This is a genomic window from Streptomyces sp. TAA204 (genome assembly GCF_000424965.1).
In genome coordinates, this window is sequence record NZ_AUKW01000005.1 from 155297 (window position 1) to 174493 (window position 19197).

General features: G+C 70.0%; 14 protein-coding genes. 7 read left to right on the top strand and 7 right to left on the bottom strand.

Features of this window, described 5'->3' with window-relative positions:
- Window positions 1–38: 38 nt before the first annotated feature.
- The gene (locus H343_RS0111495) at window positions 39–323 is read left to right on the top strand and encodes a YggT family protein (RefSeq protein WP_019355489.1); all 285 of its coding nucleotides are present in this window, start codon (window positions 39–41) and stop codon (window positions 321–323) included.
- 52 nt (window positions 324–375) lie between these two features.
- Complete coding sequence (locus tag H343_RS30190) at window positions 376–1623, top strand: DivIVA domain-containing protein (RefSeq protein WP_037903451.1); 1248 nt, start codon at window positions 376–378, stop codon at window positions 1621–1623.
- A 361-nt stretch (window positions 1624–1984) separates the two neighbouring features.
- On the opposite strand, the gene ileS is transcribed toward H343_RS30190, so the two are convergent.
- Window positions 1985–5164: an isoleucine--tRNA ligase gene (ileS, locus tag H343_RS0111510; RefSeq protein ID WP_028431260.1), complete on the bottom strand. Its 3180-nt coding sequence runs from the start codon at window positions 5162–5164 to the stop codon at window positions 1985–1987.
- 451 nt (window positions 5165–5615) lie between these two features.
- On the opposite strand from ileS, the gene H343_RS0111515 reads away from it, so the two are divergent.
- The 3 genes from H343_RS0111515 (at window position 5616) to H343_RS0111525 (ending at window position 8079) form a co-directional block, all read left to right on the top strand.
- Window positions 5616–6374 (top strand): TraR/DksA family transcriptional regulator, encoded by a 759-nt coding sequence (locus H343_RS0111515; RefSeq protein ID WP_028431261.1) that lies wholly within the window; start codon window positions 5616–5618, stop codon window positions 6372–6374.
- Window positions 6375–6439: 65 nt separating this feature from the next.
- Window positions 6440–7021: a signal peptidase II gene (locus tag H343_RS0111520; protein ID WP_028431262.1), complete on the top strand. Its 582-nt coding sequence runs from the start codon at window positions 6440–6442 to the stop codon at window positions 7019–7021.
- 116 nt (window positions 7022–7137) lie between these two features.
- On the top strand, window positions 7138–8079 hold the full coding sequence (locus tag H343_RS0111525; RefSeq protein ID WP_028431263.1) for an RluA family pseudouridine synthase: 942 nt from the start codon (window positions 7138–7140) through the stop codon (window positions 8077–8079).
- 75 nt (window positions 8080–8154) lie between these two features.
- Here the strand turns inward: H343_RS0111525 and H343_RS0111530 are convergent, their stop codons facing one another.
- Window positions 8155–9240 (bottom strand): mechanosensitive ion channel domain-containing protein, encoded by a 1086-nt coding sequence (locus H343_RS0111530; protein WP_028431264.1) that lies wholly within the window; start codon window positions 9238–9240, stop codon window positions 8155–8157.
- Window positions 9241–9349: 109 nt separating this feature from the next.
- On the opposite strand from H343_RS0111530, the gene H343_RS0111535 reads away from it, so the two are divergent.
- Window positions 9350–9946: a dienelactone hydrolase family protein gene (locus H343_RS0111535; RefSeq protein ID WP_028431265.1), complete on the top strand. Its 597-nt coding sequence runs from the start codon at window positions 9350–9352 to the stop codon at window positions 9944–9946.
- A gap of 103 nt (window positions 9947–10049) precedes the next feature.
- On the opposite strand, the gene H343_RS0111540 is transcribed toward H343_RS0111535, so the two are convergent.
- The 4 genes from H343_RS0111540 to H343_RS0111555 form a co-directional block, all read right to left on the bottom strand.
- The gene (locus tag H343_RS0111540; protein ID WP_028431266.1) at window positions 10050–11747 is read right to left on the bottom strand and encodes an alkaline phosphatase D family protein; all 1698 of its coding nucleotides are present in this window, start codon (window positions 11745–11747) and stop codon (window positions 10050–10052) included.
- Window positions 11748–11872: 125 nt separating this feature from the next.
- Complete coding sequence (locus tag H343_RS0111545; RefSeq protein ID WP_028431267.1) at window positions 11873–12685, bottom strand: thioredoxin domain-containing protein; 813 nt, start codon at window positions 12683–12685, stop codon at window positions 11873–11875.
- Between the two features lie 93 nt (window positions 12686–12778).
- A complete protein-coding gene (locus H343_RS0111550; protein WP_028431268.1) occupies window positions 12779–13483 on the bottom strand; it encodes a hypothetical protein in 705 nt (234 codons plus the stop codon).
- A gap of 133 nt (window positions 13484–13616) precedes the next feature.
- Entirely contained in the window at window positions 13617–14957 is a 1341-nt protein-coding gene (locus H343_RS0111555; protein ID WP_028431269.1) for a DUF2252 domain-containing protein, read from the bottom strand.
- Between the two features lie 277 nt (window positions 14958–15234).
- Here H343_RS0111555 and dnaE point away from each other — a divergent pair, with 277 nt between their 5' ends.
- A complete protein-coding gene (gene dnaE, locus H343_RS0111560) occupies window positions 15235–18777 on the top strand; it encodes a DNA polymerase III subunit alpha (protein WP_028431270.1) in 3543 nt (1180 codons plus the stop codon).
- A 237-nt stretch (window positions 18778–19014) separates the two neighbouring features.
- Here the strand turns inward: dnaE and H343_RS35555 are convergent, their stop codons facing one another.
- On the bottom strand, window positions 19015–19191 hold the full coding sequence (locus H343_RS35555) for a hypothetical protein (protein WP_199778912.1): 177 nt from the start codon (window positions 19189–19191) through the stop codon (window positions 19015–19017).
- Between the last annotated feature and the right edge of the window lie 6 nt (window positions 19192–19197).

A 19197-nucleotide genomic window follows, 5' to 3' on the forward strand; every position in this document is an offset into this window, starting at 1 on the left:
CGAGAGCGCCCATGCGGCGAGGGGAGAGGGAAAGCGCAGTGAGAACCGCACTGGACGTGGTCCAAATCGCGCTGTACTGCTTCCTGCTCGTACTGATCTTCCGGCTGGTGATGGACTACGTCTTCCAGTTCGCCCGCTCATGGCAGCCCGGCAAGGCGATGGTGGTCGTTCTTGAGGCGACCTACACTGTCACTGATCCGCCACTCAAGCTTCTGCGGCGATTCATCCCGCCGCTGCGCTTCGGGGGCGTGGCGCTCGACCTGTCCTTCTTCGTACTGATGATCATCGTCTACATCCTGATCAACGTCGTGGCCAGGCTGTGAACGATCGGAATGGTCTTGCCGAGATGCCGACGACTTACGTTGAGGTGAAGAGATGCCACTGACCCCCGAGGACGTGCGGAACAAGCAGTTCACGACCGTCCGCCTCCGAGAAGGCTATGACGAGGACGAGGTCGATGCCTTCCTCGATGAGGTCGAAGCCGAACTGACCCGCCTGCTGCGGGAGAACGAGGACCTGCGGGCCAAACTGGCCGCGGCGACCCGTGCTGCCGCGCAGAACCAGCAGCAGGGCGGTATGCGCAAGCCCGAGCCGCAGGACCGGTCCGGCGGGGGTCCCGTACCCGCCGCCATATCAGGTCCGCAGCCGGTGCCGCCCGGTCAGCACGGTGGCCCCGGTCAGCACGGAGGCCCTGGCCAGCACGGAGGCCCTGGCCAGCACGGCGGGCCGGGCCAGCACGGCGTTCCGGGTCAGCACGGCCCCGGTCAGCACGGCGGGGGGCCCATGGGCGGTCCTCCCCAACTGCCCGGCGGCCAGCCGCAGCTTCCTTCCGGTCCCGGCGGTCCGATGGGTGGTCCTGGTGGTCCTGGCGGCCCCGGTGGGCCCGGTGGGCCCGGTGGCCCTCCCGGTCCGCAGGGCGGTCCCATGGGTGGTCCCGGCGGCCCGCCGCAGATGCCCGGAGGCGGCGGCGGCGGACAGAACAACGACAGCGCCGCCCGCGTGCTCTCCCTTGCCCAGCAGACCGCCGACCAGGCCATCGCGGAGGCCCGTTCCGAGGCCAACAAGATCGTCGGTGAGGCGCGCAGCCGTGCCGAGGGCCTGGAGCGGGACGCCCGCGCCAAGGCCGACGCACTGGAGCGGGACGCCCAGGAGAAGCACCGCGTCGCCATGGGCTCCCTGGAGTCCGCGCGTGCGACGCTGGAGCGCAAGGTCGAGGACCTGCGCGGCTTCGAGCGCGAGTACCGCACGCGTCTGAAGTCCTACCTGGAGAGCCAGCTGCGTCAGTTGGAGAACCAGGCCGACGACTCGCTGGCACCCCCGCGCACCCCGGCCACCGCTTCGCTCCCGCCGTCTCCCTCGATGGCTCCCGCGGGCGCACCGGCCGGAGTCGGCACGATGGGCGGCGGCCACCAGTCGATGGGCGGCAACGGCGGACACAACATGGGCGGCCACGGCGGTCCGGGCGGCCACAGCCAGGGCGGTCAGGGCTACGGCGGCGGCCAGCAGCAGATGTCCCCGGCCATGACGCAGCCGATGGCGCCGGTCCGCCCGCAGGGCGGCCCCGGACCGCAGCAGGCGCCGTCCCCGATGCGGGGCTTCCTGATCGACGAGGACGACAACTGAGCGTCTGACGGCGTCTTCGCCGTCCACGGGTAGACGGGCCGGGCCCGGAAGCGATGAGCTTCCGGGCCCGGCCCGTCTGTCTGCCCCCGTCCAGGGGCACGCCCCCGAACCGGGAGGCCCGTCCACGGGCCTCACAGCGTTCTCTCGCGCCTTCGCGGCCGCCGTTCGGGGCCTGGGCCCCTGCGCTGCTCCTCCGCGCGGCCACGCGGGCGGAGAGTCCGCCGCACGGTCAGCCCCGCCGGGGCTTTTGAGCCGGGGCTGTCAGCCGGGGGCTACCGGAAGGAAGTCCCGGCTGAGGGACCGCGTGGACACCCGCCGCACAGCGGGTGCCCACGCGGTGCCGGTCGTGCCGGCTGCTCCGCTACGCCTTGCGGAGCCGGAAGGTGAGGGCGAGCGAGGTGTCCTCGAAGGGGCTGCCGAAGCCGTCGCCTGCGGTGTCCGTGTCCCCGGGGGCGAACTCCGTGGCGAGGACCTCTTCGGAGATCAGCGCGGAGTGGTCCTCCAGCGTGCGGCTCATCTCCTCGTCGGGCGAGGACCAGCGCAGCGCGATGCGGTCGGCGACGTCGAGCCCCGAGTTCTTGCGGGCCTCCTGGATGAGACGGATCGCATCCCTCGCGAGGCCCGCACGGCGCAATTCGGGTGTGATCTCCAGGTCCAGGGCGACGGTGGCCCCCGAGTCGGAGGCGACCGACCAGCCCTCACGCGGGGTCTCGGTGATGATCACTTCTTCCGGCGAGAGGGAGATCCGCTCCCCGTCCACCTCGACCCCCGCGCCTCCCTCGCGCAGAGCGGCCGACAGGGCAGCCGCGTCGGTCTCCGCGATCGCCTTGGCGACGACCTGCGTGTCCTTGCCGAAACGGCGGCCCAGCGCACGGAAGTTGGCCTTGGCCGTGGTGTCCACGAGCGACCCGCCGACCTCCGAGAGCGAGGAGAGCCGGCTGATGTTCAGCTCCTCGGTGATCTGGTTGCGCAGGTCGGGGGAGAGGGTCTCGAAGCCGTGCGCCGCGACCAGCGCGCGGGAGAGCGGCTGCCGCGTCTTGACGCCGGACTCCGCCCGGGTCGCACGCCCCAACTCGACCAGGCGGCGCACAAGAAGCATGTCCTGGGACAGCTCCGGGTCGACGCGGCCCAGGTCCGCCTCCGGCCAGTCGGCCAGGTGCACCGAGTCGGGCGCCCCCGGCGTGACCGGGACGACCAGGTCCTGCCACACCCGCTCGGTGACGAAGGGGACGATGGGAGCCATCAGCCGCGTCACGGTCTCCACGGTCTCGTGCAGTGTGCGCAGCGCCGCCGGGTCGCCCTGCCAGAAGCGCCGCCGTGAACGCCGCACGTACCAGTTCGACAGGTCGTCGATGAACGTCGACAGCAGCTTCCCGGCACGCTGGGTGTCGTACCCCTCCATGGCGACCGTCACCTGGTCGACCAGTGCGTGCAGTTCGCTCAGCAGCCAGCGGTCCAGCAGCGGGCGCCGCTCGGGGGCCGGGTCCGACTCCGTGGGCGACCAGGCGGACGTACGGGCGTAGAGCGCCTGGAAGGCGACGGTGTTCCAGTACGTGAGCAGTGTCTTGCGCACGACCTCCTGGATGGTGCTGTGCCCGACCCGGCGGGCCGCCCACGGTGAGCCGCCCGCGGCCATGAACCAGCGCACGGCGTCCGCCCCGTGCTGGTCCATCAGCGGGATCGGCTCCAGGATGTTGCCCAGGTGCTTGGACATCTTGCGGCCGTCCTCGGCGAGGATGTGGCCGAGGCACACGACGTTCTCGTAGGAGGACTTCTCGAACACGAGCGTGCCGACGGCCATCAGCGTGTAGAACCAGCCGCGTGTCTGGTCGATGGCTTCCGAGATGAACTGCGCCGGGTAGCGCTTCTCGAACAGCTCCTTGTTCCTGTACGGATAGCCCCACTGTGCGAAGGGCATCGAGCCCGAGTCGTACCAGGCGTCGATGACTTCGGGGACGCGCGTGGCCTCCAGGGAGCAGCCCTCGGCCGGGCAGCCGAAGGTGACCTCGTCGATGTAGGGACGGTGCGGATCGAGGGAGGACTGGTCGGTGCCGGTCAGCCGGGTCAGCTCCGCGAGGGAGCCGACGCACGTCGAGTGTCCTTCCTCGCAGCGCCAGACCGGCAGCGGGGTGCCCCAGTAGCGGTTGCGGCTGAGGGCCCAGTCGATGTTGTTGTCGAGCCAGTCGCCGTAGCGGCCGTGCTTGACCGATTCCGGGAACCAGTTCGTGCGCTCGTTCTCCCTCAGGAGCGCGTCCTTGATCCGGGTGGTGCGGATGTACCAGGAGGGCTGTGCGTAGTAGAGCAGGGCCGTGTGGCAGCGCCAGCAGTGCGGGTAGCTGTGCTCGTACGGGGCGTGCCTCAGCAGCAGGTTGCGCGCGTCGAGGTCGGCGACCAGCGCTTCGTCGGCCTTCTTGAAGAACTGCCCCCCCACGAGGTGCAGTCCGGCCTCGAAGGTGCCGTCCGGCCGCACCGGGTTGACCACCGGCAGCCCGTAGGCGCGGCAGGTGCGCATGTCGTCCTCGCCGAAGGCGGGGGACTGGTGGACCAGGCCGGTGCCGTCCTCGGTGGTGACGTACTGCGCGTTGACGACGTAGTGGGCGTCCTCCATCTCCACGAGGTTGAAAGGACGTTGGTACGTCCAGCGTTCCATCTCGGCGCCGGTGAAACGCTGCCCGGTGGCCTCCCAGCCCCCGGGGCCCTGCTCCCCTTCGCCATCGCCCTCGCCCACGCCCAGCGCCTTGCCCAGCAGCGGCTCGGCGACGACGAGCTTCTCCACGCCGTTCGTCACCACCGCGTACTCGACCTCGGGGTGGACGGCGACCGCGGTGTTGGAGACGAGGGTCCAGGGCGTGGTCGTCCACACCAGCAGGGACGCCTCGCCGGCCAGCGGGCCGGAGGTGAGCGGGAAGCGGACGTAGACGGATGGGTCGACGACCGTCTCGTAGCCCTGTGCCAGTTCGTGGTCGGACAGGCCGGTGCCGCAGCGGGGGCACCAGGGGGCGACGCGGTGGTCCTGGACGAGCAGGCCCTTCTCGTGGATCTGCTTCAGCGACCACCAGACCGACTGCACGTACTCCGGGTCCATGGTCCGGTAGGCGTCGTCCATGTCGACCCAGTAGCCCATGCGCGTCGTCAGCTCGGCGAAGGCGTCGGTGTGCCGGGTGACGGACTCGCGGCAGCGGGCGTTGAACTCCGCGATGCCGTAGTTCTCGATGTCCTGCTTGCCGTTGAAGCCCAGCTCCCGCTCGACGGCCAGCTCGACGGGCAGGCCGTGGCAGTCCCAGCCGGCTTTGCGCGCCACGTGGTAGCCGCGCATCGTGCGGAACCTGGGGAAGACGTCCTTGAAGACGCGCGCCTCGATGTGGTGGGCGCCGGGCATGCCGTTGGCGGTCGGCGGCCCTTCGTAGAAGACCCACTCGGGGCGGCCCTCGGACTGTTCGAGGGTGCGGGCGAAGACCTTGTTGTCCCGCCAGAAGTCGAGCACGGCGTGCTCGAGGGCGGGCAGGTCGACCTGGGCTGGCACCTGTCGGTACTGGGGCATCGGAACTTCCTCCGGCGGACATCTCAGCTTCCGTCGGAGGGACGAGTGCGCCGGCCTGAACGGCGGCGTACCCGCGGTACCACCCTCCTTGGCACCGGGCGCTGTGCCCGCTGCCCCCTCATTGGGGTCGCGCTGCCGGGTCTACTCACGCCGTCCCCCCGGCGCTTTCTTCCGGCGGCTCCGGGGTGATCTTCACGTCGCGCTGGCCCCCGGGCTCACACCGTCCCCGGGTCGCTCGTGGCTGCGTACGGACGCTACTCGGCCCCTTCATCGCCTCTCGCTCAGCCCAGTGTACGGGGCTTCGCCGGTGGTGGCAGGGCGGTTTTCGCAGGGCCGGGCGGGGCACAAAGGTTGCAGACCGGCGTGCCCCCGTTGTCGAGCGCTCGGAGTCGATTTATCGTTCCGGTCACGTTTTACGAGCAAGATCATAATATGTGAAGGGGCCGCGGCCATGGTGGCGAGAGGGTCTGCCGCGAACAGTCGGGCAGCTGCGAACAAGTCCACGAAGAAGGCCGCGACCTCGAAGAAGACCGCCGCGGCCGAGAAGGCCGCGCCTGCGAAGAAGGACTCGGCGAAGAAGGACTCGGCGAAGAAGAGCGCGGCACAGAAGAAGACCGCGGCGAAGAAGACGGCCGGGAAGAGCGCGGAGAAGAAGACCGCGGCGAAGAAGACCACAGGCACGAAGGCGGCGCCCGGACGGGCCGCGCACAAGTCCACGGCGAAGACGACAGGAGCCGAGAAGGTGGCTGCGAAGAAGACTCCGGTGGCGAAGGCCGAGAAGGTTCCCACGGCCCGTGGCACAGGTGCGGTGGAACCGGGCGAGCTCGCCGTACGGGCCGGTGAGACCCCCTGGACCCCGCAGGAGGTCGAGGAGGCCCGGAGCGAGCTGCAGAGCGAGGCCCAGCGGCTGCGTGACGAGCTGGTCGCCTCGGGCGAAGCACTGGACGGGCTCATGCGTGACTCCGGCGACGGTGCCGGGGACGACGACGCCGACACCGGGACGAAGAACATCACCCGCGAACACGAGATGGCGCTGGCCGCCAACGCCCGCGAGATGCTCTACCAGACCGAACGGGCCCTGGAGCGGCTGGATTCGGGCACGTACGGCCTCTGCGAGAACTGCGGCAACGCCATCGGCAAGGCCCGTATGCAGGCGTTCCCCCGGGCGACGCTGTGCGTGGAGTGCAAGCAGCAGCAGGAGCGCCGGTAGATGGGGGGTCCGGGGCATGGGGAGAGGGGGCCCACGGCCTCAGCCGCGTGTCGTACCCTCGTCGGGTGACAGAGGTGGAGCGGACAATCGGTACTCCTGACGAGACCACTGAAGAGCCGGCTGACGATTCGCAGGGCGAAGACGGGCAGTCCGCGTCCCGGGGCAGGCGGCGGATCGGGGTGCTGGTCGGGGTCGCCGGTCTCGCGTACGCGTTCGACCTGGTCACCAAGCTCCTCGCCGTTGCCTTCCTGGAGCACCACGCTCCGATCCAGGTGATCGGCACGGTGCTCCAGTTCGACGTCGTGCGCAACAGGGGCGCCGCCTTCGGCATCGGTGAGGCCCTGACGCTCGCGCTGACGGCGATCGCAGCCGTGGTGATCGTCGTCATCGCGCGGATCGCGCGGAAGCTCTACAGCAAGCCCTGGGCGATCGCGCTCGGTCTGCTGCTGGGCGGCGCCTTCGGGAACCTCACGGACCGCGTCTTCCGCTCGCCCGGCGTCTTCCAGGGCGCGGTCGTGGACTTCATCGCGCCGACGCACTTCGCCGTCTTCAACCTGGCGGACTCGGCGATCGTGTGCGGAGGAATCCTGATCGTGATCCTCTCCTTCCGGGGCCTGGACCCGGACGGGACCGTGCACAAGGACTGACCCTCCCGCCCTGCCGGCCCGCCGACGGCGGACCGGCAGGGCGGCGGGCCCACCGCCTCCGTCACGGGCACAGCGCGGTGACCGGCCGCATACGGGCGTCCGGCATACTCGATCTGGTGAGCACCCTCCCCGAAACCCGCACCCTGCCCGTACCGGACGGACTCGAGGGCGAGCGCGTCGACGCCGCCATCGCCCGGATGTTCGGCTTCTCCCGTACCAAGGCGGCCGAACTGGCCGCGGAGGGAAAGGTGTTGCTGGACGGTTCGGCGGCGGGGAAGTCGGACCGGGTGCACGGCGGCGCGTGGCTCGAGCTGGAGCTGCCGGCGCCGCCCGCGCCCGTGCGGATCGTCGCCGAACCGGTCGAGGGCATGGAGATCGTGCACGACGACCCGGACCTCGTCGTGATCGACAAACCCGTGGGCGTCGCCGCCCATCCCAGCCCCGGCTGGAGCGGACCGACCGTGATCGGCGGTCTCGCCGCCGCGGGGTACTCCATCGCCACCTCCGGCGCCGCCGAGCGCCAGGGCATCGTGCACCGGCTGGACGTGGGTACGTCCGGGCTGATGGTGGTCGCCAAGTCGGAGCGCGCGTACACACTGCTCAAGCAGCAGTTCCGCGAGCGGACCGTGGACAAGCGCTACCACGCGCTCGTACAGGGGCATCCCGACCCGCTCAGCGGGACCATCGACGCACCCGTCGGGCGGCATCCCCAGCACGACTACAAATGGGCGGTCACCTCCGAGGGCAAGCCCTCCGTCACCCACTACGACCTCATCGAGGCGTTCCGGGCGGCGAGTCTGCTCGACATCAAGCTGGAGACGGGACGCACCCACCAGATCCGCGTCCACATGTCCGCGCACAAGCACCCGTGCGTGGGCGACCTCACCTACGGGGCCGACCCCACGCTCGCCAAGCGGCTGCGCCTGGAGAGGCAGTGGCTGCACGCGGTCAGGCTCGGCTTCGAGCACCCCTCGGACGGCCGCTGGGCGGAGTACGCGAGCACGTACCCGGAGGATCTCCAGCGTGCCCTGGACCGGGTGAGCGCGGAGAGCGCGTAGGCCGCCGGGCGGGCGACGGCGGGTGAGCGGCGTGGACCCGTGCGTGCCGCCGCGCCGCCTGCCGTCCGCCGCCCGTCAGGAGAGCCTGTTCTCCCGGGGGCTCAGGCTGCCGTTGAAGGGGGTTGCGGTGAAGTCGTCGGTGGGGGGGAGACGCACCCGCGGAAGGGCGCCGGGGTGCTCCCGGTGGAGGTAGCCCAGCAGCTGCTCGCGCAGGCTGCAGCGCAGGGTCCACAGGTCGTCGGAGGTACGGGCCGAGACGGCGACGCGTACCTCGATGGTGGAGGGCGTGGTGTCGGTGACGACCAGGCTCCAGTTGCGCCCGTCCCAGTAGTCGTTGGCCCGCACCAGTTCCTCGGTCCTGGTGCGGAGCTCGGTGATCGGCGCGGAGTGGTCGAGGTGGAGGTAGACGGTGCCGGTCAGCTGCGGACCACCGCGCGACCAGTTCTCGAACGGCTTGCTGGTGAAGTACGAGACCGGCATGGTCACGCGCCGCTCGTCCCATGTGCGCAGCACCAGATAGGAGACGGTGATCTCGTCCACCGTGCCCAACTCGCCGTCGACCACGACCTCGTCGCCGATGCGGACCATGTCGCCGAAGGCGATGGACAGCCCGGCGAAGAGGTTTCCTAGGGTGGACTGCGCCGCGATACCGGCGACGATTCCCAGCACACCGGCGGAGGCGAGCATCGAGGTGCCCAGCGTCTTCATCGCGGGGAACTGCAGCAGGATGGCGGAGGCCGCGATGACCACGACCACGGTGGTGACCAGCCGCTGGATCAGGGTGAGCTGGGTCTTCACCCGCCGTGCCCGTGCCGGGTCGTTGGCCACCCCCGTGTACCGGACCGTGGCCGTCTCCACCGCGGCGGCGAGAATCCGCAGCATGAGCCAGGCGGTGGCGCCGATCAGGATGATGTGCAGCCAGAGGTTGACGGTCGGCTGGTCGCTGCGCTCGATCCGGGCGTGCTCGTAGAACCCGTTGAGCAGGGCGACGAAGACGACGGCCTGCAGAGGGACGCGCCCGCGGCGCAGCAGGCCCCACAGCGGGGTCTCGGGGTGGCGGGCGTCGACGCGGCGCAGCAGCCGGTCCACGGCCCAGGCGAGAGCGAACGCAAGGACGATCGCACCGCCGAACACGATCACCGGCCTCAGTACGTTCTCCATGGCGGGTCGACTCCTCGGGGATTGACGGCACTGCTGACCGTACCTGCCACCATGGGCGGCATCCCGGCCCGGAACCCGGCCACGGAGACTATGTGAGGGAAGTGACATTTTGGCCACCGTCGTGCTGTTCCACTCCGTCCACGGGCTGCGACGCCCTGTGCACGAGGCCGCCGAGCGGCTGCGGTCCGGCGGGCACGAGGTGCACACACCCGACCTCTTCGGGGGACGTACGGCCGACACCACCGAGGAGGGCATGGAGCTGAAGGACGAGATCGGCCGCGACGAACTGCTGATGCGGGCCGTCACCGTGACCGCACCGCTCTCCGAAGCGGGCCTGGTCTACGCGGGCTTCTCACTGGGCGGCTCCATCGCCCAGAACCTCGCCCTCGCGGACGCGCGCGCCCGCGGCCTGCTGCTCCTGCACGGCACCTCCGACATCGCCGAGGACGCGGAGGTGGACGAGCTGCCCGTGCAGCTCCACGTCGCCGACCCCGACCCCTTCGAGCCGCACGACTGGCTGAACGCCTGGTACCTGCGGATGCGGCGCGCGGGCGCGGACGTCGAGGTGTTCCGGTATCCGGGAGCGGGTCACCTCTTCACACACGAGGGGCTCGACGACTACGACGCCGATGCGGCGGAGCGGACCTGGCGCACGGCGCTGGGCTTCCTCGACAGCCTCCGGAGCGCCCCTCCCGGCGGGGTGTGACCGGTCCCGGCGCCGGCCTCGCGCGCCCGGACCGTGAGGAGCGGGAACGTCCCGGGTGCCGCCGCGACGGGGCGGCACCCGGGACGTCAGGGCCGGGCCGCCGTCACCGGCGAGGGGCGAGAAGCGGACCGTCCGCTCTCTCGACGCGCTGGGTGCCCGAGAGCGTGCGGTAGGAGCGGCGCACCTCGGCGGTGGCGCCGGTGTCCTCCTTGTCGGAGAGGACGAAGTAGTCCATGTGGGCCCGTTCGGCGTCGAGGTCGAGGACGCCGTAGCCGTGCGAGTCCATGTCGAGCCACTTCACATGCCTGTTGGTCGCCTTCACCGCCGCCTCTGCCAGGGACGAGACGGTGTCGGGGGCGACGCCGATGATGTCGTCGAGGTTGTCCGAGGTGACGGACGCGACGACGAACTCGCTCGCCACCGGCGCGTCGTGGGGATAGGTGGCGGCCTTGACGGGGACGTCGTTGGCGAAGGCCATGTGGATGTCGCCGGTGAGGAAGACCGTGTTGTCGATGCGCTGGTCGCGCAGATGGGCCAGCAGTTCGCGCCGGTCGTCCGTGTAGCCGTCCCACTGGTCGACGTTGAGGGCCAGGCCCTCCTTCGGGATGCCGAGCAACTCCGCCAGCGGGCCCAGCAGATGGGCGGGCACGGAGCCGAACGCCACCGGCGCGATCATCACGGACGTGCCGACCATCCGCCATCGGGCGGTCGAGGAGGACAGCCCGCTCTTGAGCCAGTCCAGCTGCTTGCGCCCGGTGATCGTACGGTCCGGGTCGTCGATCACGTCACCGTCGGCGAGGCCGGCCTGTTCGTCGCGGAAGGAGCGCAGGTCGAGCAGGTGCAGATCGGCGAGGCGGCCGAACTTCAGGCGCCGGTAGGTGGTTCCCTCGGTGGAGGGCCGTACCGGCATCCACTCGAAGTAGGCCTGTTTGGCGGCCCGTACGCGCTCCGCCCACTCGCCCTCCTCGCCCGCGGTGTGGTTCTCCGCGCCGCCGGACCAGGCGTCGTTGGCGAACTCGTGGTCGTCCCACATGGCGACGACGGGGTGCGCGGCGTGCATGGCCTGCAGGTCGGCGTCGAGCTTGTAATGCCCGTGCCGGAGGCGGTAGTCGGCCAGGGTGAGGATCTCGTGCTCCGGCTGGACCGTCCGCACGACGTCCCCCTCCAGGGGGTACTCGCTCGTTCCGTACTCGTATATGTAGTCCCCGAGATGGAGGACAGCGTGCAGGTCGCCGCGGTCGGCCAGGTGCCGGTAGGCGGCGAAGTGGCCCGCCTCGTAGTTCGCGCAGGAGACCACGCCGACGCGCAGGCCGGCGGCCTCCTCGTCCTCGGCGGGTGTCGTACGGGTGCGGCCGGCGGGTGAGCGGACCTCGCCCGTGCTGAAGCGGAACCAGTGGGCGGTGGCCGGGCGCAGGCCGCGTACGTCCACCTTGACGGTGTGGTCGGTGGCCGCCGTCGCCTCGGTGCTGCCGCGTGCGACGACGCCGGTGAAGGCGTCGTCCTCGGCCACTTCCCAAGTCACCGTGACGGGGCCGCCCTTGCCGGACCCGGGCACGGCCTCGGGGGAGGGCGTGACGCGGGTCCACAGCAGGACGCCGTCGGGCAGCGGGTCGCCCGAGGCGACGCCGTGCAGGAAGGCGGGGCCGCTTTCGGCGGCGTGAGCGGTGGGGAGCCCGCCCGCGAGGGGCAGCAGGGCCGCGGAGGCGGCGGTGGCCGCGACGACCGTGCGGCGCCGGGGGTGCCCGGACGCGGGATCGGCGGCGGGCGCAGATGTGGAGGGTGCGATATGGGTGTCGGTCACGGACCCAGATGTTACGCACAAGTAGCCCCGACGGGCAGGCTGCTCGCAAGAGTTCAGCCGCCCGTCGGGGCGAGTTCGGCCACCGGCGGCGGGCCGCGGGGCCTGGGGTCACAGGGCCCGGGGGCCTACTGCGACTGCTCACCCTTCGGAGCCGTCAGCTTCACGCCCAGCTTCTGCAGTTCGGCCGGAAGCTGCTGCTGCTCGACGTCCTTGCCGTCGATGCGGATGGTGGGTGTGCCCTGGACCTCGCCCTTGTCGAAGTCCGCGACCATGTTCAGCGCCCACTTGTCGTAGGTGCCCTCCTCCACGGCCTTCCTGAACTTGTCGTTGCCCTTCAACTCCGGGACGGAGTCGGCGACTTCGAGGAGGTAGGAGTCGTCGGCGAACTTGTCCTGCGACTCCTGGGGGTGGAACTTCGCCGAGTACAGCTTCTCGTGGTAGTCGAGGTAGGCGTCCTCGCTCACGTTCAGCGACGCGCCCAGCGCGCTGATGGCGCTCTTGGAGCCCTCACCGCCGAGGTTGCCGTCGATCAGGTCGCCCAGGTGCATCTTGAGCTTGTACTTGCCGTCCTCGGCGCCCTTGATCAGGAACCTGCCCGCGCCCTGTTCGAACTGCGCGCAGGCCGGGCAGCGCAGGTCCTCGTAGACGTCGACGGTCTTCTTGGCGTCGGCGTCGCCGATGAGGACGGTGGTGCCGCCCTTGCCCTCGGCGTTGGCGGGCTTGACGAGCTTCTGCTCCTTCGCCGCCTCCCAGCCGCTGGGCTCGTTCATCTTCATCACGGCGTAGAAGATGCCGCCCGCGACGGCGAGGACGCCGACGACCGAGACGCCGACGATCGCCTGCCGGCGCACCCTCTCCTTCTTCGCCTGCTTCTCGCGCTCCTCGCGCAGCCGCTCACGGGCGGCGCGCTTGGCTTCCTGGCTGTTGCGCTTGCTCATGGTCTTCGTCTCCGTGGTACGTCACGTCGGGTGTGGGGGAAGTTCCGGTCCGCCGGCCGTGCCGGACGGCCGGGCGCGTGCGCGGCCCTGCGGTCAGGCCGCGAGGGTGAGCGGCGGCGGTCCCCGGCGGTGTACGGAGTGGGTGAGCAGCGGCAGCGTACGGGGAGCCAGGACGGGCAGTGTCCGCAGCACCTCGGGCGGAGTGCTGTGGACGCGCGTACGGTGCCACGCGGCGAACGCCGTCCGCAGTGGACGGAAAGCGGTGACAGAGGCGGCGCGCAGGAGCCCCGCGAGCGCCGCCTCGCCCCGCCGCAGCCAGGCGGCGGCCAGCAGCCCCACGGCGATGTGCGCCGCCAGCAGCGCGAAGGGGACCACCGAGGGCTCGGTCTTCCACGGTCCCGGGGGCAGTGCCTGCGCACCGTTGCTCCCCCGGGCGACGACGTGGGCCAGCGGCGTGCCGAAGCTGCCGCCCGCGCACAGCAGGTCGACGCCGACCGAGCGCAGCGGGCCGGTGACCGGGCCGCCCGTCTGGCCGTAACAGGCGTGCTGTCCGGTGGTGAAGACGGTGTCGGCGAGCAGCTCCAGCGGAATCAGCAGGGCGGCGATGCGCCCGAAGCCGCGCTCGCGGTCGGCGAGGGCGAAGGCCAGCAGGAAGGTGAGGCAGGCGACGGCGGCCAGCGGTGCCGGCGGGAGGGGCACGCCGGAGAGCAGTACGTGGGCGCCCGCGGACAGGGTGACGCACAGTGCGGTGAAGACAGCCGCCCGCACTGTTCGTATGCCTGTCGCATCCATGTCCATCGCCGGGAAAGTGTGCCACGTGGCGGGCTAAGGGTCTCCTAAAGGTCCCCGCGGAATTCCGGTCGGCGACCCTGACGGACCCGGCCGGGCCGTCCGCTCGGCCGCGGACGGTCCGGAACGCCCTGCCGGACGGTCACAGCCCGGGGATGCGGCCGTTGCGGAAGAGGTCCACGAAGATCTGGTGATCGCGGCGGGTGGAGTCTCCGTACTCGTGTGCGAAGTCGGTCAGGAGCTGCGGGAAGCCGTCCTCGTCGGCCGAGATCGCCGCGTCGATGGCGTGCTCGGTGGAGAAGGGCACCAGGGAGTGCCCGCTCTCGTCGTCGGCGGCGGCGTGCATGGTGGCGGTGGCACGGCCGAGGTCGCCGACGACCTGCGCCATCTCGTCGAGGTCGTCCAGGTCGGACCAGTCGAGGTCGACCGCGTACGGCGAGACTTCGGCGACGAGCTGCCCGGCCCCGTCCAGCTCGGTCCAGCCCAGCCACGGGTCGGCGTGGTCCTGGAGGGCGCGCTGCGAGATGACGGTGCGGTGCCCCTCGTGCCGGAAGTAGCGGCGGATCTCCGGGTCGGTGATGTGGCGCGAGACGGCGGGGGTCTGCGCCTGCTTCATGTAGATCACCAGGTCGTTCTCCAGGGCGTCGCTGTTGCCCTCGAGAAGGATGTTGTACGAGGGCAGGCCGGCGCTGCCGATGCCGACGCCGCGGCGGCCGACGACGTCCTTGACCCGGTAGGCGTCCGTACGGAAGCGCGTCGAGCCGGGGAGGGTGTTGACGTAGGCGTCGAATGCCTCAAGGACCCGGGAGCGGGTGCCGGAATCCAGCTCGACGGCGCCCCCGCCGGGGGTGAACCGGCGCTCCCAGTCGCGGATCTCGGTCATGCCCTCCAGGAGGGAGAAGCGGGTGTTGGAGCGGGCCGAGCGCAGCGCCCCGAGAACCGGGCCGGTGGCGGTGTCCAGGGTGAGCGAGGGCACCTCCGCCGGTGCGGCGTCGGTGGCGAGGGCGTGGATGCGCTCGCGGTAGGCCTCCGCGTACGCGCGCACGAGAGCGGTGATCTGGTCGTCGCCGAGCGCCTTGGTGTACCCGAGCAGCGCCACGGAGGCGGCGAAGCGCTTGAGGTCCCAGGTGAAGGGGCCCACGAACGCCTCGTCGAAGTCGTTGACGTTGAAGGTGAGCCGGCCGTTCGCGTCCATGTAGGTGCCGAAGTTCTCGGCGTGCAGATCGCCGTGGATCCACACCCGGCCGGTGCGGTCGTCGAGGAACGGGCCGGTGTGCCCGGCTCCCTCCTCGTCGTCGGCGGTGGCGTCGGCGTAGAAGAGGCAGGCGGTGCCGCGGTAGAAGGCGAACGCGGAGGCTGCCATCTTGCGGAATTTGACCCGGAAGGCGGCCGGATCGGCGGCCAGCAGTTCACCGAAGGCGGTGTCGAAGACCTGGAGTATCCGTTCGGCGCGCGCGTCCGCGTCGGCCTGCTGTACTGCCATGGAGTGCCCTTCTGGTGCTGTGCTGTGCTTCGGGTGCGGTGCTGTTCTGGTGCTGTGCGTGCGGTCCGCCCAGCGGCGGTGCCGGTCTCCGGGGATCTTCTCGCACACCACAACGCGCGGTGCGGTGCGGGAGTGCCCGCGGGCGCCGGCTCCCGGGAGCGTACGCTGCGGCGCCCGCGGGGAGTTGGCGCGCTCCCGGGCGGACGGCGGTTGTCGGTGGCGGGTCGTAGACTCCGAAGCCGTTCCAGCAACATCGCGCCCGGAGGTGCCCCGCCCCGTGACCGAGCAGCCGTTCACACATCTGCATGTGCACACTCAGTATTCGCTCCTGGACGGTGCGGCGCGGCTGAAGGACATGTTCAAGGCGTGCGACGAGATGGGCATGTCGCACATCGCGATGACCGACCACGGCAATCTGCACGGCGCCTACGACTTCTTCCACCAGGCGAAGGACGCCGGCATCACGCCCATCGTCGGCATCGAGGCCTACGTCGCGCCCGATCACCGCCGCAACACGCGCCCGGTCAAATGGGGCACCCCGCACCAGAAGCGCGACGACGTCTCCGGCAACGGCGCGTACACGCACATGACGATGTGGGCACGTGACAGCACGGGCCTGCACAACCTCTTCCGTGCCCAGTCCCGCGCCTCCCTGGAGGGCTTCTTCCGCAAGCCCCGCATGGACCGCGAGCTGCTGGCGGAGTACGCGGAAGGGCTGATGGCCACCACCGGCTGCCCTTCCGGCGAGGTGAGCACGAAGATCCGTCTCGGGCAGACGGAGGAGGCCGTCCAGGCCGCGGGGGAGTTCCAGGACATCTTCGGCAAGGAGAACTTCTTCGTCGAGCTGATGGACCACAACATCGAGATCGACAGGCGTGCGCGGGCCGGCCTGGAGGAGGTGGCCCGGAAGATCGGCGCCCCGTTCGTGGTCACCAACGACTCGCACTACACCTACGAGCGCGAGTCGGCGGCGCACGACACCCTGCTGTGCATCCAGACCGGCAGCAACCTCTCCGACCCCGACCGCTTCAGCTTCGACGGCGCGGGCTACTACCTGAAGTCGGCCGAGGAGATGTACGCCATCGACTCCTCGGACGTGTGGCAGCAGGGCTGCCGCAACACGCAGCTGCTCATCGCCGAACGCATCGACACCTCCGGCATGTTCGAGACGAAGAACCTGATGCCGCGCTTCGACGTGCCCGAGGGCTACGACGAGGTCTCCTGGTTCAAGGAGGAGGTCAAGCGGGGCATGGCCCGACGCTTCCCCGGCGGCGTCCCCCAGGACCGGCAGGAGCTGGCCGAGTACGAGATGGACGTCATCATCTCGATGGGCTTCCCGGGCTACTTCCTCGTCGTCGCCGACTTCATCAACTGGGCCAAGGACAACGGCATCGCGGTCGGCCCCGGGCGCGGCTCGGCGGCGGGCTCGATCGTCTCCTACGCGATGGGCATCACCGACCTCGACCCCGTCACCCACGGCCTGATCTTCGAGCGGTTCCTCAACCCCGAGCGCGTCTCCATGCCGGATGTCGACATCGACTTCGACGAGCGCAGGCGCGGTGACGTCATCCGCTACGTCACGGAGAAGTACGGCGCCGACAAGGTCGCCATGATCGGCACGTACGGCACGATCAAGGCCAAGAACGCCATCAAGGACTCGGCCCGCGTGCTGGGTTACCCCTACGCCATGGGTGACCGGATCACCAAGGCCATGCCCGCCGACGTGCTCGGCAAGGGCCTCCCGCTCTCCGGCATCACCGAAAAGGACCACCCGCGCTACAGCGAGGCGGGCGAGATCCGTGCGATGTACGAGAACGAGCCGGACGTCACCAAGGTCATCGACGCGGCCAGGGGCATCGAGGGCCTGGTTCGGCAGATGGGCGTGCACGCCGCCGGCGTGATCATGTCCAGCGAGAAGCTGATCGACCATGTGCCGGTCTTCTCACCGAAGAACGACGGCGTCGTGGTCACGCAGTGGGACTACCCGAGCTGCGAGGCGCTGGGCCTGCTGAAGATGGACTTCCTCGGCCTGCGCAACCTCACCATCATGGACGACGCGGTCAAGATGATCCGCAAGAACAAGGACGTCGACCTCAAGCTGCTCGATCTGCCCCTGGACGACCCCAAGACCTTCGAGCTGCTGTGCCGCGGCGACACCCTCGGTGTCTTCCAGTTCGACGGCGGCCCCATGCGTTCGCTGCTGCGCATGATGAAGCCCGACAACTTCGAGGACATCTCCGCCGTCTCGGCCCTGTACCGGCCGGGCCCGATGGGCATGAACAGCCACATCAACTACGCCCTGCGCAAGAACGGCCAGCAGGAGATCACCCCGATCCACCCGGAGCTGGAGGAGCCCCTCAAAGAGGTGCTCGACATCACCCACGGCCTGATCGTCTATCAGGAGCAGGTGCAGAAGGCCGCGCAGGTGCTGGCGGGCTACTCGCTGGGCCAGGCGGACCTGCTGCGCCGGGCGATGGGCAAGAAGAAGAAGGAGGTTCTCGACAAGGAGTTCGTGAACTTCCAGAAGGGCATGCGGGAGCGCAACTACTCGGACCAGGCCGTCCAGGCCGTCTGGGACGTCCTGGTCCCCTTCGCGGGCTACGCCTTCAACAAGGCGCACTCCTCGGCCTACGGCCTTGTCACGTACTGGACGGCCTATCTCAAGGCCAACTACCCCGCGGAGTACATGTCGGCGCTGCTCACCTCGGTGCGCGACGACAAGGACAAGTCGGCGGTCTACCTCAACGAGTGCCGCAAGATGGGCATCAAGGTCCTGCCGCCCGATGTCAACGAGTCCGAGGCGAACTTCACCTCGAGTGACGACCAGACCATCGTCTTCGGCCTGACGGCCGTGCGGAACGTCGGCCAGAACGTGGTGGACTCGATCGTCAAGTGCCGCAAGGCCAAGGGGAAGTACACCTCCTTCTCCGACTTCCTCGACAAGGTCGAGGCGGTCGTGTGCAACAAGCGCACCGTCGAATCGCTGATCAAGGCCGGTGCCTTCGACGAGATGGGCCACACCCGCAAGGGTCTGACCGCGCAGTTCGAGCCGATGATCGACAACGTGGTGCAGGTCAAGCGCAAGGAGGCGGAGGGCCAGTTCGACCTCTTCGGCGACCTCGGCGGTGACAGCGGCGGTGACGCCCCCGGCTTCGGTCTGGACGTCACCTTCTCCGAGGAGGAGTGGGAGAAGACCTATCTCCTCGCCCAGGAGCGGGAGATGCTCGGCCTCTACGTCTCCGACCATCCCCTTTTCGGCCTGGAACATGTGCTCAACGACAAGGCGGACGCCGCCATCGCCCAGCTGACCGGCGGCGACTACTCCGACGGTGCGATCGTCACCATCGGCGGCATCATCTCCGGGCTGCAGCGCAAGATGACCAAGCAGGGCAACGCCTGGGCCATCGCCACCGTCGAGGACCTGGCCGGATCGATCGACTGCATGTTCTTCCCCGCGACCTACCAGCTGGTCTCCACCCAACTGGTCGAGGACGCCGTGGTCTTCGTCAAGGGAAGGCTGGACAAGCGTGAGGATGTGCCGCGCCTGGTCGCGATGGAGCTGATGATCCCGGACCTGAGCGAGGCGTCCGCCAGCGCACCGGTGACGATCACCATTCCCACGGTGAAGATCACACCGCCGCTGGTGGAGAAGCTCGGCGAAGTCCTCACCCATCACCGGGGTTCCAGCGAGGTGCGGGTCCGGCTGCAGGGATCCCGCCGGACGACGGTTCTGCGGCTCGACCGGCACCGGGTCACGCCCGATCCGGCTCTCTTCGGCGATCTGAAGGAGCTGCTGGGCCCGTCCTGTATGGCGGGTTGACCACCGGCGTCCCGTCCCGTTCTTCCCTGCCCCGTCCTGCCCTGTCCTGCCTCGCCGTCCCGCCTCGTCCCGTCCGGGCACGCCGCGCGGGTACCGGCGCGGGGCGCGTGCCGGCAGACGGGCGTGGAAGAGGGCGGCCCCGGGGCTGGGGCCGCCCTCTTCGTCGTGCGCGCCGATGTGCGTGCCCGAGAGCACAGGTGGTTCAGGTCTGTCGTGGTGACCTCTGCTCAGTCAGGGTCAGTTGTGGCCGAAGCGCCGCTGGTGTTTGCGCGCCACGTCGGCGGGGCTTGCCGTCCTTCCCGACGAGGGCCGCTGCCGCTGGCCCTCCGCGGCACCGCCCTCGGTCTTGGTCTGCTCGCGCTCGCCGGTCTCGGCCTTGTCCTGACTTCGGTCTTGGTTCCTGCCCTTGGCCATGATCGC